Source organism: Microbacterium sp. TNHR37B, from assembly GCF_001620065.1.
Lineage (GTDB): Bacteria > Actinomycetota > Actinomycetes > Actinomycetales > Microbacteriaceae > Microbacterium.
Window position 1 is genome coordinate 159,162 of the sequence record NZ_LQGV01000003.1, and the last position, 16,839, is coordinate 176,000.

The following is a 16,839-nucleotide window of genomic DNA, read 5'->3' on the forward strand; positions in this document are numbered from 1 at the left end:
GACGCGAGTCGTCGCAGACCGACTCCCGCAGGGAATGCGTCACCGCCTGCGGAACCTGCGCGCGGGTCGCACTCCGGAGGGATACGTTCGCGGGTTGCTGTCCATCGTCGTCCCGGCCTACAACGTCGAGCGCTACATCGAAGAGTGCTTGCAGTCTCTTCTCGACCAGACCTACCGGCGGATCGAGATCATCGTCGTCGACGACGGCGCGATCGACGGCACCCGCGCCGTCGCGGCGAGAGTGCGGGCGCGCGATCGACGCATCCGGATCGTCAGCCAGCCCAACGGCGGCCTGTCGGCAGCCCGCAACACGGGTATCCGTTACGCGACGGGTGAGTATCTGTGGTTCGTCGACTCCGACGACACCGTGGAGCCGCACGCCGCCATGACATTCCTCCGGTCCCTCCAGAAGACGGGTTCGGATTTCGCCGTCGCGCAGTACCGCCGTTTCACCGGTCTGCGGACGTGGCCGGCGGGCCCGTGGATCCAAGACGCGCACCGCGTCCGCCGCACCCGGATCTCGGCGACCGACTTCCCCGAGATCCTCGTCAATGCGGTCGCCTGGAGCAAGGTCTACCGTCGATCGTTCTGGGATCGCATGGGGACGACGTTCCCCGTGGGCGCCCTGTACGAGGATCAGCCGGTCTCCGCAGTCGCGTACGCGGTGGCACGCTCCGTGGACGTCCTGCCCGACGTCCTCATCAACTGGCGCGACCGCGAAGACGCGTCGTCGATCTCCCAGCAGACCCGCTCGGTGGGCGACGTGACCGGACGGATGCACGCTGCGATCCGCAGCGTGGAACTGCTCCGCGACCACTCCTCCGCCCTCGCCGAGACGCGGACCTGTCAGTTGCTGTCCAACGACATCCAGCACTCGAGGAAACAGCTGCCACACACCTCGGACGACTTCTGGGACGCGCTGACCGCGGGAGTCCGAGCGCTCGTGGCCGAGCTCGAGGACAGCGGGTGGGCTCGGATCCTGCCCCACCAGGCGTCCCTCGTCTGGCTGATCGCCGAGGGACGTCGCGACGACGCGTTGCGCTATCTCGCCGCCGACGGCCTGGACGCAGGACGCTGGCCGACGGAGATCGACGCGGACGTGGCAACCCTGCGCGTCGCCCTCTCGGACGAGATCGACTATCCGCGGGCCGTGGTGACGATGCCCCCTGAGTGCTTCACGCCGAAGATCGCCCTGCGGGGGGTCACGTGGATCGATGACGACACGCTCCAACTCGATGGCTGGGGCTTTGTGACGGGAATCGATTCCGTCGAGGTGCCGACGACGGCCGAGGTCGAGCTCGTCGGGCCCGGCGATGTCCGGATTCCGCTGACGACAGTGCGCCGTGAGGACGCGCGGATCGATCTGGTGGCCCACCACAAGGTCAACGACTACTCGGCAGGAGCATGGCGGGCCACCGTCACTCGGCCCCACCTGGTAGCCACGGGGCTCGAGCGCGCCGACTTCTTCCTGTGGGTCACCCTGCGCAACGCCATCGGCACCTGGCGGCTGCAGGTGCGCGACGTGAACCTGTGGGGCTCCACCGCACTGGTGCGTCCGCGCTTCGACGCCGAAGGCCGAAGGATCGCCGTGATCCTCTCCGATCCGAACCGGCTGCACCTCCAACTCCGCAGGCTTCCCGAGCGCGCGGTCTCGGTGGACACGCACGACGAACAGATCGACGTCGTCGTGGAGTCCACCGCCCCGATGACCTTCGTCGAAGCTCGCGTGACGGGGAATGCGTCGAGCGAACCGGTGGCCTTCCCCGTCGAATCCTCGGGCGCAGGGCGGTGGGCCTTCTCGATCGACCCCGCCGCGCTGGTCGGTCCCCGCGACACCTCCTGGGGGCTCCGCCTGATCGACGCCGACGGCGTCGCTCACGAGATCTCCTGGGCCGCACCCGAGACGGACTGGCCGACGGTCGTGCCGGCATCGCTCGTGTCGGCGACCCAGACCGTTTACGGCAACCTCGCCCTGGCACGCATCACCCGTCGGATGACGATCGAGTCGATCCAGGTCGACGAGGGAACACTCCGGATGGGCGGGCGGCTTCTGTCCGGCCGGGGCGCCCCGTTCGTGGAGATGCGCGATCACCGGACTCAGGTGCGGGCGGATGTGGAATGGGACGGCGATCGGTGGACGGCGCGGATCCCTCTCCGCGCGGAACGCTGGGGCCGCACCCCGGCTCCTCTCCCCTCGGGTCGTTATCGCCTCCTGGCGGTGGACGAGACGACCGAGCAGGACTTCTTCCTCTCCGAGGCATTCGTCGCGACGACGCCCCACGAGACGCTCATCCCCGGCGAGCTCACGGCACGCGTCGAGGTGAACCCGAAGCAGTCGTGTCCCGAGATCATCCTCAGCGCGCCGCTGACGCGGGAAGAGACCGGTACCCGTCGTCAGTTCGCCCTTCAGCGGCAGCAAGCCGCCACGGGGCGCCCGCTTCGCGATGCGGTTCTCTTCCGTTCCTTCTATGGCGAGAACACGTCGTGCAGCAACGCGGGCGTGCACCGTGAGCTCGTCGAGCGGGACTACGGTCTTGATCTGGTGTGGTCGGTGAAGGATCGCTCCGTCCCCGTGCCCGCCGGCGGGCGCGGGGTCGTGGTGGGCACTGCGGAGTGGTTCGACCTGCTCGCCACCGCGCGGTACCTGTTCGACAACGTCCACCAGCCCGACTTCTTCCACAAGCACGACGGGCAGGTGTTCGTCCAGACGCTCCACGGCTACCCCTTCAAGACCGCCGGACTGCGCTATTGGGAGCAGGCGGGATACTCCGAGAGCCGGATCGCATCGTTCCTCGCCCGGCATGAGCAGTGGGACTACCTGCTCTCTCCCGCGGCCTACGCCACCCCCCTCCTCGAGCGCGACTTCCGTTCCACGACGGCGACCACGCTGGAGATCGGATATCCCCGCAACGACGTCTTCTTCGACCCCAACGCGCAGGAGTTGCGAGAGCGCACGCGGGCGGTACTGGGCATCCGGCCCGGGCAGAAGGCGATCCTCTACGCCCCGACCTACCGGGACAACCTCGCGACGAGCGAGTTCGAGGCGAAACCGGTCGACTGGCTCGCTCCGCGCGATGTGGTGGAGCGGCTCGGGGACGACCACGTCGTCCTCATGCGCGGCCACGCGATGAACGCCCGCACGACCTCGCGCGCGCAGGCGGCACCGGGGGTCATCGACGTCACCGACTACCCCGAGATCACGGAGCTGTGCCTCGCCTCCGACGCCGCGATCCTGGACTACTCGTCGCTGCGGTTCGACTACGCGTTGACCGGCAACCCGATGGTGTTCTTCGTCCCCGACCTCGACGTCTACCGCGACGACGCGCGGGGCTGGATGCTGCCCTACGAGGAGACCGCGCCCGGCCCGATCGCCCGGACGGTCGAGGAGTGCCTCGCCGCACTGGCCGACCTCGACCTGCTGCAGCGCAACACGCGCCCGGCGGTGGACGCCTTCCGGGCACGGTTCATGGAGCGCGAAGACGGCCACGCCTCGGCCCGCCTGGTCGACGCGGTCTTCGAACGATGACCGTCCCGTCGATCACGACGAGACGCGCTCACCGCGAGCGTCAGGGCCCGGTCGCGCCGCGTGCGGGCCTGCGCACCGACATCCAGGGCCTTCGCGCGCTCGCGGTGCTCCTCGTGGTCGTGTTCCACCTGTGGCCGGGCCGGCTCGCGGGCGGATTCATCGGCGTCGACGTGTTCTTCGTCATCTCCGGGTTCCTCATCACCGGTCACATCGTCCGCAGCGCTCGCCACGACCGTTCGGTGCTCACGACGCTCTCGAGCTTCTACGCACGACGCATCCGGCGTCTGATGCCGGCGGCGACCGCGGTGCTGCTGATCACCGCGGCGGCCGTCGTCGTCTGGATGCCGGTGTCGCGGTGGAACGACATGGCCCGCGAGCTCCTGGCCTCGGCTCTGGCTGTGGAGAACTGGGTGCTGGCCGGCAACGCCGTGGACTATCTCGCGGCGGAGTCCGCGCCCTCACCCTTCCAGCACTTCTGGTCGCTCTCGGTCGAGGAGCAGTTCTACTTGTTCTGGCCGGTCCTGCTGCTCTCGCTCCTCGCGCTGCTGCGCCGACGCCGGGACGCCGAGCGGCGCGCCGCGGTGATCGCCCTCGTCGCCGGGGTCGGCGTGCTGAGCTTTGCCGCCATGCTGTGGCTGATGTCCACAGCGCCGGCCGCGGCCTACTTCGTCACGCCCGGACGGGTCTGGCAGCTCGCCGCGGGAGGCCTCTTGGCGCTCGTGGTCTCCGACGACCGCGCGATCCCCCGCCCGGTCCGGTTCGCCGCGCCGTGGGTGGGCCTGGCCGTGATCGTGGTGGCCGCGTTCACGCTCGGCGACGTCACCTATCCGGGCGTCTGGGCCCTCCTCCCCGTGATCGGCGCGACCCTCGTGCTGCTCGGGGGCGGAGAGGAAGGCCGAGGCTCACTCGGGTCGCTCGCGCGGGTGCGTCCGCTCCAGATCGTCGGAGACGCGTCTTACTCCATCTACCTCTGGCACTGGCCGCTCGTCATCCTCGTTCCCTACGCGATCGGGCACGAGCTGCGCGGGGTGGAGAAGGTGATCCTCTTCGCCGCCAGCCTGTTGCTGGGGTGGCTGTCGCTGCGGTGGGTGGAGACACCGCTGCGCACCGGCGGCGGAAGACGCCGCGTGGCGTACGCCCTCGGACTCGCGTGCATCCTGAGCGTCGGCGCGGCGGCTCTCGGCACCAGCCTGGCGGGGACCGCCCGCGTCGAACAGGCCCAGCAGGCCGTGGATGCTCGCCTGGTCTCCGCCGCACCATGCGCGGGTGCGCGCTCGACCTCGAACCCCGGCTGCTCCCCCGCGTGGGGTGAGGTGCCCGGCGATGCCGGCGCCGCCGCGGCGGAAGACCGCCCCTGGCCGTGGGAAGAGTACTGCGCAAACGGCCTGGGTGCCTTCGCAACCACCGTCTGCCGCACCGACAGCCCCGACGGAGACCTCAACGTGCTGCTCTGGGGCGACTCCCACAGTGGCAACTGGAGCGATGCCCTCCGCGCGGCCGGCGAGGCGGGCGGGTTCGATGTGACCGTCGCCATGCGGCACGGATGCCCCTCGACGGGCGAGGCGCCCGACGCGACGGTGTCGCGAGAGATCCCGGCGGCCGAACAGGCCGCCTGCGACGCGCGCAATGCGTGGGTGGAGAAGACGCTGGTGCCGGAGGCCGATGTCGTCATCCTCGCCAACATGACCTCCAACTACCCGTTCGACGGAGACGCGGCCGGACCCTATGAGGAGACGATCGAGACGCTCCTGGCTCGGGGCGAGCCGGTGGTCGTCCTCGAGGACGTTCCGCTGACCGGTGACAGCGTCGGCAATCGCGTCGACGGGCCGGAGTGTCTCTCGAGTGGCGGCGACTGCCGCAACCCGCGGGAGCGGGCGCTCTACCGCTCCGTCACCGACGAACTGGAGGCGCGGTTCGGCGATCGCATCACCGTCGCCGACCCGGCCGACAACTTCTGCGACGAGCGTTACTGCTACTTCGCGGTCGGCGGCCTACCGGTGTACTTCGACGCATCGCATCTGACCGGATCCTTCTCGGAATCGCTCGACTCGTGGATCTACCGGGTCGTGTCCGACGCCGTCACCCCGTAAGCCTCAGACCGGCTTCCACTCCGGCATGTAGCCGCCCACCCACCGGGCCGCGTCGTTCTTCTCGCCCTGCCGGAGCCAGGCGAGTTTGCGCAAGAGTTCCCGCTCGAACTCGGTGGTCTCCGCCGCGTAGCTGCGCACGGCGGCGGGGAAGGGGGCGGCGGCCAACGCGGCCTCATAGGCGGGATGGGCGCGGCCGGACTGATGGATGTGCGCGAGCCCGTTGCGATCGAGGAAGGCGGTGTAGCGGGCGAAGGCCTCCGGCATGAACGCATTGAGCTCATCGAACGACGCGGTCTCGTACAGCTCCGCGGCGTCAGCCACGCCCCCTTCGTACACGCGGTAGGGGATGCGGTGGTAATCCGCGAGCTCCTGGGTACGGGCGTCATGACACAACAGCACGGCGGGGGTGCCTGCGGCCAGCGCGGCAACGTTCCCGTGGATGCGCGAGCCGAAGGCGAAGTCCTGCTCCTTCATGAACGACTTCCACGTGGTCGGGTCGAGGAAGAAGCGGATCCGGTCCTGCCGGTAGAACGGGTGCGTCCGGTCCAGGGGCATATCTGGTCGCGTCGTGGAGGCATCGGTGCCCCACAGGAGCATCGCCAGTTCGTGGTGTTCCTGCGGCACATACACCAGATTCGGGTACGCGTCGACGTGATGGCGGATCACCCGGTCGAATCCCGCGGCGGGATCGATGTTGATCGCGACGTTGAAGGCGATCGGCGAGTTCTCATCGATGCGCTCCTTCGTGCGCTCGACGCGATGCGTTCCGTCGTGATCGAACATGCTGGGGCACCCGATGACGTCGACGACATCGGAACCGAAGCCCAGCCGGTTCAGGTACGCGGCGGTCTGCTCCCCGCGCACCCCGAGCGAGCGGGAGCGATCGAGCACGGCCGAGACGAAACGCGCGACGGATCCGTCGACCTCGGGGTCGGACATGTCTCCGCCGACGTCCGACTGACCCCCCACTCCGGTGATGACGACCGGGATCGTCAGGAGGCGGATGACGGCGGTGAGGCGGTCGAGCGAGGGCAGGAAGTCCCGACGGAAGGCGTTGGCCAACGGAATCACGTAGACGTCGAACGATCCGTTGATGGCGGAGGCCATGGCCGCCGGGTCCTTGGAGAGCTCGACGTAGAGGGAATCGACGGTCATATCCGTGTCGGGCGTGTGGAGTGCCCGGTACACCGATTCCAGGTACAGGGCGTTGCCGACGTTCGACCCGAAGATGCCCCATCCCCAGCGCGCCAGAGAGGCCTCGGGCGAGACGGGGACGTGGGGCGGCTTGCCCCCGCGGATGAGTACGCGCATGACGTGCCTTCCTCGGCCCCCACCGGCAAGGGACCAGTCGTCGATTGTACGTGAGGTCGACCCGCCTACGATGGTGGCGTGAGCAGTCCTCCCATGCTGACGGTGGTCGTCGCCCTCGATGCGTCGGATGAGATCCGGATCGATGCCCTCGCGGATGCGATCGGCGGGGTCGAGGAGTCTTCCGCGGCGAGATGGGAACTGGTCGCTGCAGACCCGACGGTGCTGCGCGCCGCGCATGCACGCTGGCTCGACGACGACCGGATGCCGCGAGACGTGCACACCGTCGCTGGAGAGCTCACCGACGCACTGAGGTCGGTCACGACACCGTGGGTGGGCATCCTCGACGGGACGACCCTGCCCGATCCCGCGTGGCTCGTCCGGCTCCGGGAGGCATGCGCGGGGGATGCCGATGCCGAGGGAGGCACCGCCGACCTCGTCGTGTCCCGGCCGGTGTCACCGGGGTGGGAGCAGGCCCCGTTGTTCGGGCCCGGTGACCGCCTCGCCGACCTCGATCCACAGACTGGAACCCTCCCGGCGGTCCTGCCGGGCCTCGCCCTCCGACGCGAGATCGCTGCGGATGCCGCACCGTCGGGAACGTCGCCGGACGCTCTGCTCCTGGCCCTCCTGCGGCGTTCGGCCCGGATCCGCGTGGCCGCCGGGGCGACCTATCGAGTCACCGCCACCGGAGGCGCCGCGTCGTGGGGGGAACGGGCCGCCGCCCTCCTCGACGAAGCCGGGCACGATCGGACCGCGCAGGTGCTGGCGCTGCACCGGCTCCGCGCCGCGTTTCTCGGCGAGCTCACCCTGGCGACGGCGGCACGCCTGAACACGCGCGACCGCGCCGAGGTGCTCGACGTCGCGACCCGGGTCCTGACGCGTATCGATCCGGACGTGATGCGCGGCTATCGGCTGACGCCGCTGCGGGTCGATCTGCGCGCGCTCTTCCTCGTCCTCGGGGGCTCGTCCCTCCCGTTCGTCCTCGCCCACACGACCGTGCGCGGCCCGCGCTCGCGCACCGAGATCCGCATGCTCCACACCTCGACGGCCCCTCACGTGGTGGTCCGCTCGGCAGACGGGAGCGCCCTCCCGATCGTCGATCGAAAGTGGCGCACGCTCGACTACTTCGGCCAGGACCGCCTGCGAGAGCACATTCTGTGGACCACGGGCGATCCGCCCGCCGTGGTCGAGGTCGACGGTGTGGCAGGCGCGGTCACCGATCGCGTGTATGTCTACCCACCGCGTCCGGTACCGGTACCGTCGCCGCGGGAGGCCCCCGACGCATCGGCCGGGAACGCCGTGCGCTCGGGTTCCTCCCGCGGAGGCGTCGCCGGTGTGCTCCGCCGGCTCGTGTCGCGCCCGCCGCGCGGCAGCACCCCCGAGGGCGGCCCGGATGCCCGCGCGGGCGCCGAGATCCCGTCGACGCGTCCGCCGGCGACGGTCGAGGAGTCGCCGTTCACGGACGCGTGGCTGATGATGGACCGCGTCGACCACGCCGGCGACAACGCGGAGCTCTTGTTCACCCACCTCCGACGCGAGCGTCCGTCGATCAACGCCTGGTTCGTGGTGGCGGAGGGGTCGCCCGACTTCGCCCGGCTGCGCGAGGAGTCCGACCGGGTCCTCCCGTACGGCGGCGATGAGCACGCGAAGGCCCTCGACCGAGCGGTCGTCGTGGCGTCGTCCTACGTCGATGCCCCCATGACCCACCCCAAGCCCGACCGTCTCTATCCCGGCGGTCAGCGGCCATGGCTATTCGTCTACCTCCAGCACGGCGTGCTGCACAACGATCTGTCGTTGTGGTTCAACGCAAAGCCCATCGACCTCATGACCACGGCCACGCAGAGCGAGCACGAGGCGATCGTCGGCGATGGATCACCCTACGTGCTGTCACGAAGCTCTGTCGCACGCACCGGCTTCCCGCGCTTCGACCGAGTGGCGCAGCGCGCTCTCGATCGGCGGCCGGCTTCGCCGGACACCATCCTCCTCGCTCCCACGTGGCGACTTCCCCTGGTGCGTACAGGGTCCGACGCACGCCGGCACGTCACCGACGACGTGCTCGAGAGCGAGTTCGCACGGCAATGGCTCGGTCTCGCCGGCGACGCGCGGCTGAGGGAGCACGCAGAGCGACACGGCGCCCGCGTGCTGCTGCTCCCCCACCCGGCCATGCGGGGTGACTTCGCACGCGTGGCGGCGGGGAGCGGCGTGCTCATCGCCGATGACGACGTGGACGCCGTCGATGCGCTCGTGCGCTCGCGCGTGGTGGTGACCGACTACTCCTCGATCGCGTTCGATGCCGCCGTGGCGGGGAGCCACGTCGTGTACTTCCAGTTCGACCGCGAGGCGGCCTTGGGCGGCGGGCACACGTATCGGGCGGGGCGCTTCGACTACGAGCGGGAGGGGCTCGGTCCCGTCACGCGTGAGACGTCCGCGGCCGTGTCCGCGATCGAGAGGGCCCTCCACGACCACGTGGATGACCCCTTCCGCGAACGGCGGAGAGAAGTGGCGGAGACGGCGGACGGGGGCGCCGCGGCACGGATCGTCTCCGCGATCGAGGAGCATCTGAGCGCGCAGTGATGCGTGCTCAGCCCGGAGCCACCGACCAGGAATCCGGCGGGGCGGGCCGGGAGCGCTCCTCGAGGCTTCTACGCGTGCGCACCTCGCGCATGGCGTCGAAGGTGCGGGCACGGTTGTTCCCGTCGCGGACCGGGAAGGCGGCGTCGGTGCGAGCCGTGTACTCCGCGGGGAAGTCCCCCGCGATCGCGCGCGCGATCATCTCGACGACGGCCGTCGGCTCGGTCAGGACGGGTCCGAACCCGTCGCGCTCGTAGTCGAAGTACCCGGCGCGCTCGGTGTGACCGCGGCGATACTCCTCCTGATCGAACTGGTAGTAGATCACCGGGCGACGCAGATACGCGGCGTTGAACGCGGTGGAGGAGTAGTCGGTGACCAGCACGGCCGCGCGCACGATCATGTCGCGGACGTCGGCGTCGAGATAGGACACGATCTCGATGTGCGGCGGGAGGTCGAACTGCGGAAGGTAGCGCTGCATGTTGGGATGCGGCATGAAGACGATGCGGGCCCCGGCCTCCTGCAACCGCTCCAGTTCCGGGTCGCGCAGGAGCGTCGCGAGCGCGCGACCGTACTCGGTCTCGGCGAGCGCCCCCAGAAGCTCGCGGTCGTCGGATGCAGACTTGAGGTCGCTGACGAGATAGTTGCGCCACGTGGGCATCACCAGGACGATGTCGCGCTCGCTCTCGTTCACCGCCGCGTCGAGCTCACGGAGCACATCGAAGCGCGGCAGCCCGGTGAGCCGCACCTCCTTCGTGCTGTAGCGATACGGCGAGACCCCCGCGATGTAGTCGTACTCGGCCTGGGTCGAGGTCACGAACACGTCGATGACCTTCGGATTGAGCCACAGCGAAAGGTCGCCCTTGATGACTCCGTGCTGCAGGAAGGTGAAGCTGTACCCGGCCGGGCGGTACTTGCGCGGCAGCGCGTGGGTGATGAACCGGTCGGCATGACTGGAGGCGAGATGATCGGCATGCACGAGGAGCGCGGTGAACTCCGGAGAACCATAGGCGACCAGTCGAGCCCCGCGAGCAGCCAGGCGGTGCCAGTCGGGCGTTCCCGCTCGCACGACGAACCATGCATTCACCTCCGGGTGATGCTCCCGCACCCACCAGTAGAGGTCTTCCGCGCTGTCGTTGGCGTCGACCTCGCGGTCGATGAACACCCACGCCCCCGCGAAGCGCCGGGCGAGTCGGGGCGACCTCACCGCGAGGTCGCGCCGGAGAAGCGACACCAGCTGGCCGCTCAGACGCCGGCGGATCGCACTTCCCACACGCTTTCGGAGCCGCCGGAGATCGGCGGCGGTCCTCCCCCGGAGACGGCCCCGTGCGGCAAAGGGGCTGAGCGGCACCGTCGGCCGCTCCTCGATCTCTCGGGGTTCGCCGTCGAGGGTTACCTCCACCGCTCCGGGCTCGGGAATCCAGAGCGTGCGCTGCCACACCAACGGGCGGCCGACGTACTCCAGCGGCTGGGTCTTCTCGAAGCGCGGCGCCACGACCGCACCGTCCACGCTCAGCCGCTCCACCGGGCGTTCCCCGTGGTAGCGGTACACGACCGACTGGAGTCCGCGACGACGATCCACCGCGCCGCGGTACACGGTTCCGGCAGCGCGTCCCCGTTTGACGAGCAGGAGCGCTTCCCGCATCCACGGCGCGACGGTCATCAGCGCGAAGTTCGAGATCGCCTCCTCGTCGATGTGCCGGAGGAAGCCTGGCACCGATTCCGCCAGCTCACGGTGCATCTCCTCGGGGAAATCGGACTGGCGCACCCGGGCGGTCTGGGAGCTGCGGAGGATCCAGAACTGGTCGTACAGAAAGAGGTTCTGCGCCCATCGCGGCAGCGGCCGGCCCAGGGATTCGGCTTCGGCGATCACCCCGCCGAACCCGATGCGGATCGTGTCGGTGTACTTCTCCGGCTTCTCGTGGCTGGACTGCATCGTTGACGAGCTGTCCGCTCGCTGCCGGTAGTGGTACTGCGCCGACGGGAGGAAGGCCACCGCGGGACGCGGGCAATGCAGCAGGTAGCGTGCAACGAAATTGGCGTCTTCGAAGCGAAGTCGAAGATCCTCGGGGAAGCGCAGCCCCGCGGCGCTCACGACGTCGCGCCGCACGAAGCCGGAGGTGATGTGCGGCTGGATCCACTCGGGTTCCGCGTCGAGATCCGCCACGCGACGACCGTGGCGGAAGCGTCCGGCGAGCGCGTGATTGTCGAGGAGGCTGTCACGATCCTCGAACCACATCAGGATGCGCGCGGAGACCATCGCGAGCTGTCCCTCCGCGTGGCGCTCGATCTCCGCGGCCGCGGCGGCGAAGTACCCCGGAGAGAGCACGTCATCGGGATCGGGGAAGGTCAGCCAGGTGCCGGTCGCGTGCGCGAGGCCGAGGTTGCGGGCGCTCGCCTGCCCCCCGTTGGACTGCGTGAGCACGGTCACGTTCGGCCTCGTGGCGGCGAACTCCTCCGCCACGGCGAGCGTGCCGTCGGTGGAGCCGTCGTCGACCAGGATCACCTCCAGCCTCTCGAAGCCGTAACTCTGCTCGCGCAGCGACGCGAAGAAGTCCGGCAGATAGGCCTCGACGTTGTACATCGGGCTGATCACGGAGAAGGTCGTCGGCACCCTTCGACGATAGTCGAGCGCTCTCCCCGGGCTCTCGGGGCTCCCCGAGTAGGATGAACGGCGGCGCAAGTACCGCGCGCCCATCGATCGCCGAGGAGCGTCCACCGGGTGAACAACGTGCATACCGTCGCCGTCGTCCTGGCCGGAGGGATTGGCGCACGCGTCGGTCTCGGCATCCCGAAGCAGCTCATCAAGATCGCGGGCAAGGCGATCGTGGAGCACACCCTCGAGGCACTGGACGCGAGCCCCGACATCGACGAGGTCATCGTCATGATGAACGCGGCGACGATCGACGAGTTGTCGCATCTGCTGGGCAGCGGACGCTTCGCCAAGCTGACCCGCATCCTTCCCGGCGGCGAGACCCGCAATGACACCACCCGGCTGGCCATCGAGGCGATCGAGGGCGATGACACGAAGGTCCTCTTCCACGACGCCGTGCGGCCGTTCATCGACGACCGGATCATCTCCGACTGCGTCCGGGCGCTCGACGACTACGACGCCGTCGACACCGCCGTCCCCTCGGCCGACACGATCATCGAGGTCGACGAGCGGCAGCACATCACGGGGATCCCCCCGCGCTCGCGCCTGCGTCGCGGGCAGACCCCGCAGGCCTTCCGTCTCGGCGTGATCCGGCGCGCATACGAGATCGCCGCGGAGGACCCCGACTTCACGGCCACCGACGACTGCGGCGTCGTGTTCACCTACCTCCCCGAGACGCCGATCTATGTCGTCGACGGCACCGCGGAGAACATGAAGGTGACCGAGCCGATCGACATCCACATCGCCGACAAGCTCTTCCAACTCCAGTCGGCCAGCCTCTCGCTCGACGGCGGCGACCTCGCCGACCTGAGCGGTAAGGCCATCGTCGTCTTCGGGGGGAGCTACGGCATCGGGGCGAGCATCGTCGTGCAAGCCCGTGAGCACGGGGCCCGCGTGCGGGAGTTCAGCCGGTCGACGACGGGAACGGACGTCGGGTCGCCCAAGGCCGTCCGCAAGGCGCTGCGCGCAGCCTACGAGGAGTTCGGCCGGATCGACGCCGTCGTCATGACCGCCGGCGTGCTGAACATCGCTCCCTTGGTCGAGACGCCCAAGCAAGAGGTGAAGCGGACCATCCGCACGAACCTGCTCGCGCCCGCCACTGTCGCTCGGGAGGCCTTCCCCTACCTCGAAGAGACCGGGGGCGAGGTCGTGTTGTTCACCTCGAGCTCCTACACGCGGGGCCGGGCGGGCTACAGCATCTACAGCGCGACCAAGGCCGGTGTCGTCAACCTCACCCAGGCGTTGTCCGAAGAGTGGGCCGAATCGGGGGTGCGCATCAACTGCGTCAACCCGCAACGCACGGCCACTCCGATGCGCACCGCGGCCTTCGGCGAGGAACCGGAGGACACCCTGCTCGATCCCGATCACGTGGCGTGGGTGACCCTCCGGATGCTGACCGTTCCGGTGACCGGTCAGGTCATCAACGTCCGGCTCCACGACGCGTGACGACGTCACGGCTTCCCTAGGCAGGCCCTTCCATGTTTCAACGAGCTCTCCGCAACGACCCCGTCGATCTCGCGATCATCGTCCTGAGCGTCACGGCGACCCTGCTTCTTTACTCCGAGCTGACGACCCTCGGGATCGTGGCGTGGGTCGTCGCCTACGGTGCTCTCCTCGGCGTCGTCATCGCCCGCTTGCGGCCGCGGTGGCAGGGCGTGTTGCGCCAGAGCGTGGGAGGACTCGTCATCCTCACGTTCGCGGTCACGCCGCCGCTGACCACCGACGAGGTCTCCAGTGCGCCGATCGCGTGGCTGTCCATGGGGTTCGTGCTCGTGCTGTTGTCGGCATTGCCGATGATCGAAGCCATCGCCGGATACGTCGGTGTGCGGATCGCCAATGTTCCCGGGCTGACGGTGATCCCGCCGGTCCCCCTGCTCAAGCGCCTCCTGCATGTCGTCGTACTGGCCGCCCCGGCGCTGCTGTTCCTGCTCAGCCGCCTGCACGTGGACGGCTGGTTCTGGACGCTCGTCGCCGTGCCGATCGGTCTCACCGTGCTCGTCATCTACGCGATCGCCGGGCTGCGCCAGCGCACCTCGCGTCGCACCCGGGCGGCGCTGCCGGGCGCCCTTGCTGCGCTGAAGCCTGACTTCGTCGTGTACTGGGACGCTCCGGCCAACACCGGATTCCAGCTCGCGATGTGGCTCCCCTACCTGCGCCGGCTCGACCGCCCGTTCTTCATCATGCTCCGCAACCGGCGCAGCTGGAACGATGCGGTCGCGGTCGCGGGTGACGTGCCCGTCGTCCTCGCGCCCACGATGCGCGACGTCGACGAATTCACGGTCCCGTCGCTGCGGGCCGCTTTCTACACGAACAACGCCGCACGCAACACGCACTTCGTTCGCTTCCAGAAGCTCACCCATATCCAGCTCCTCCACGGTGAGAGCGACAAGGCGCCCAGTTACAATCCCGTGACCGCCATGTACGACCGCGTGTACGTGGCCGGCCGGGCCGGTCAGGACCGTTATGCGCGGCACGGCGTCCTCATCGACCCCAGGAAGTTCGTCATCGTCGGACGCCCGCAGGTCGAGAGCATTCTTTCGGCCCCGGCCGGAGCACGTGATCGCCCGCACCCCGTCGCACTGTACGCGCCGACGTGGCGAGGCGTCCGTCTGGACTCTTCGTACACGTCGCTCGACGTCGCCGAGGAGATCGTCGAAGACCTCCTCGCCCGGGGGTGCGCCGTCATGTTCCGCCCGCATCCGTGGAGCTACAAGGACCCGATCCACCGCGCGATCAACGAGCGGATCCAGCATCGCCTGGGCGCCCACCGGTCCCAGACCGGCGTGCCGCACGTCTTCGGGGACGAGGCGGAACGCCTGCGCTCCGTCAACGATTGCATCAACGACAGTGACCTCATGATCTCCGACGTCTCCAGCGTCGTGGGCGACTTCCTCTACTCGCTGAAGCCGCTCGTCACCACGGCCTTCGGCCGAGATCTGACGGAGTTCCTGGCGGAGTTCCCGCTCGCACGCGCCGGGTACGTCATCACCGACGACCGGGCGACGTGGACCGCCGCCTTCGATGACGCCCTCGGCCCGGACTCGCAGCGCGCTGTCCGCGCGGAGATGCGGGAGTACTACCTCGGGTCCTTTCCCCCGGAAGACTATGCCTCGGGCTTCATCGACGCCGCCCGCCGAGACATCGACGGGACCCCGCCGATCGGCCACGCCGAGGCGGAGACGGACGGGGAATCCGACTGAGCGACGCGCGCCGCGCGCCAGGCATCCCGAGTTCACCAAGGTCACACGGATATAGTCGATTGGTTCACACACCAGACACGGAGGTCTCCCGGGTGCACTCTCTCATTCTCCTCAACGGCGGGGTCGGCGCACGCGTCGGCGCGAACCAGCCGAAACAGTTCCTCAAGGTCAACGGCATCCCGATCCTCGTGTACTCGCTCACGGCGATCGACCCGATCGAGCAGATCGGCGAGATCGTGATGAACTACCCCGACGGGTGGCGCGGCGCGGTCGAGAAGCTCCTCGAGGACTACGCCATCAAGACGCCCGTCACGCTCGTCGAGGCCGGCGACTCCCGTCACACCTCCGTGTCGGCCATGCTGCCGCACTGCACCCACGACAGCGTGATCATCCACGAGGCCGCGCGCCCGCTGGTGCTGCGTCAGGACTTCGAGAACCTCATCGCGTCGCCGCACGACAATGTGGCTCTCATGCACCAGATCCCCTTCACTGTCGCGCCCGTCGACCCCGATACCCACACCGTCACCGGATCGCTCGACCGTTCGCGGCTGCGGAACGTCCAGTTGCCGCAGAAGTTCCGCACGAGCGATCTCGCCGACGCCCACCGCCAGGCGGCGGAGCGGGGCGACGTCTTCACCGAGGATGCGACGCTCGTGGCCACCTCGGGCTACCCGGTGTCCTACATCGACGGCCGCGACGAGAACTTCAAGGTCACGACGCCCACCGACATCCGGCTCGCCACCTACCTGATGCAGGAGAATGAGACGTCCTATGAGTAAGTCTGCACTGGTCACCGGGGCGTCCCGCGGAATCGGCTACGAGACCGCCCGCCGATTCATCGAGTCGGTCGACGACATCACGACCGTCATCATCGTGGCCCGCGAGTCCGACGCCTTCACACAGGCCCGCGATGAGCTCGGCGCCCTCGCCGAGGCGCGGGGCAAGACCCTGCTCGCCCACCCCGCCGACGTCGGCGATCTCGAGGCCCTGCGCGCCGCGATCGCCGAGATCCACCGCACCGTCGGCAACGTCGACATCCTCATCAACAACGCGGGGTACACGAATCCCGTCCCGATCCACCAGGTCGAGTTCGCCGACTTCGAGCGCACCATGACCGTCAACCTCTACGCGCCGTTCACGCTCATCCAGGAGCTCCTCCACCTCGGGAACACCTTCGAGCTGATCGTGAACATCGCCTCGACCGCCGGCATCACCGGACGCTCCGGCTGGCTGACCTATTCCGCGTCGAAGGCCGCTGTGATCAACATGAGCCAGGTGCTGCGCGAGGAGCTCGCGATCTACGGCACGCGGGTGGTGTGCCTCTCCCCCGGCCGCACGGCCACCGCCCTGCGGCGCGTGCTGGCCCCCACCGAGGACCCCACGACGATCATGCAGCCGGAGCACGTCGCGCAGGTCATCGAGGCGTTCGCGTCGCCTGTGGGCCGCTACATCGACTCCGAGAACATCGTGGTGCGCCTGTGAGAGCGAAGCGAT

Annotated in this window: 9 protein-coding genes; 7 read left to right on the plus strand and 2 right to left on the minus strand. The window is 69.0% G+C overall.

Features of this window, described 5'->3' with window-relative positions:
- The first annotated feature begins 94 nt into the window (after positions 1-94).
- Entirely contained in the window at positions 95-3,526 is a 3,432-nt protein-coding gene (locus tag AVP41_RS09035; RefSeq protein WP_197464306.1) for a bifunctional glycosyltransferase/CDP-glycerol:glycerophosphate glycerophosphotransferase, read from the plus strand.
- Positions 3,523-5,616: an acyltransferase family protein gene (locus AVP41_RS09040; protein ID WP_067163508.1), complete on the plus strand. Its 2,094-nt coding sequence runs from the start codon at positions 3,523-3,525 to the stop codon at positions 5,614-5,616. The genes AVP41_RS09035 and AVP41_RS09040 overlap by 4 nt, the downstream gene beginning before the upstream one ends.
- A gap of 3 nt (positions 5,617-5,619) precedes the next feature.
- Here the strand turns inward: AVP41_RS09040 and AVP41_RS09045 are convergent, their stop codons facing one another.
- Positions 5,620-6,927: a polysaccharide pyruvyl transferase family protein gene (locus AVP41_RS09045; RefSeq protein WP_067163511.1), complete on the minus strand. Its 1,308-nt coding sequence runs from the start codon at positions 6,925-6,927 to the stop codon at positions 5,620-5,622.
- Between the two features lie 78 nt (positions 6,928-7,005).
- Here AVP41_RS09045 and AVP41_RS09050 point away from each other — a divergent pair, with 78 nt between their 5' ends.
- A complete protein-coding gene (locus AVP41_RS09050) occupies positions 7,006-9,498 on the plus strand; it encodes a CDP-glycerol glycerophosphotransferase family protein (RefSeq protein WP_157532438.1) in 2,493 nt (830 codons plus the stop codon).
- Positions 9,499-9,505: 7 nt separating this feature from the next.
- Here the strand turns inward: AVP41_RS09050 and AVP41_RS09055 are convergent, their stop codons facing one another.
- Entirely contained in the window at positions 9,506-12,106 is a 2,601-nt protein-coding gene (locus tag AVP41_RS09055) for a bifunctional glycosyltransferase/CDP-glycerol:glycerophosphate glycerophosphotransferase (RefSeq protein WP_067163515.1), read from the minus strand.
- Positions 12,107-12,214: 108 nt separating this feature from the next.
- Here AVP41_RS09055 and AVP41_RS09060 point away from each other — a divergent pair, with 108 nt between their 5' ends.
- From AVP41_RS09060 to AVP41_RS16350, 4 genes are all read left to right on the plus strand, one after another.
- Positions 12,215-13,591 carry a bifunctional cytidylyltransferase/SDR family oxidoreductase gene (locus AVP41_RS09060; protein WP_067163518.1) on the plus strand — a complete coding sequence of 459 codons (1,377 nt, stop codon included), beginning with the start codon at positions 12,215-12,217 and terminating at the stop codon, positions 13,589-13,591.
- Between the two features lie 32 nt (positions 13,592-13,623).
- On the plus strand, positions 13,624-15,345 hold the full coding sequence (locus AVP41_RS09065; RefSeq protein WP_067163520.1) for a CDP-glycerol glycerophosphotransferase family protein: 1,722 nt from the start codon (positions 13,624-13,626) through the stop codon (positions 15,343-15,345).
- 92 nt (positions 15,346-15,437) lie between these two features.
- Entirely contained in the window at positions 15,438-16,124 is a 687-nt protein-coding gene (locus tag AVP41_RS09070; RefSeq protein ID WP_067163522.1) for an IspD/TarI family cytidylyltransferase, read from the plus strand.
- Positions 16,117-16,827, plus strand: a complete 711-nt coding sequence (locus AVP41_RS16350; protein WP_082829133.1) for an SDR family NAD(P)-dependent oxidoreductase — start codon at positions 16,117-16,119, stop codon at positions 16,825-16,827. Before AVP41_RS09070 ends, AVP41_RS16350 begins: the two co-directional genes overlap by 8 nt.
- The last annotated feature ends 12 nt before the right edge of the window (positions 16,828-16,839 follow it).

Bases quoted from the DNA above. Each gene is read 5' to 3' on its own strand.
- AVP41_RS09040 (WP_067163508.1), top strand. From the start codon at position 3,523: ATGACCGTCCCGTCGATCACGACGAGACGCGCTCACCGCGAGCGTCAG.
- AVP41_RS16350 (WP_082829133.1), top strand. From the start codon at position 16,117: ATGAGTAAGTCTGCACTGGTCACCGGGGCGTCCCGCGGAATCGGCTAC.
- AVP41_RS09045 (WP_067163511.1), bottom strand. From the start codon at position 6,927: ATGCGCGTACTCATCCGCGGGGGCAAGCCGCCCCACGTCCCCGTCTCG.
- AVP41_RS09065 (WP_067163520.1), top strand. From the start codon at position 13,624: ATGTTTCAACGAGCTCTCCGCAACGACCCCGTCGATCTCGCGATCATC.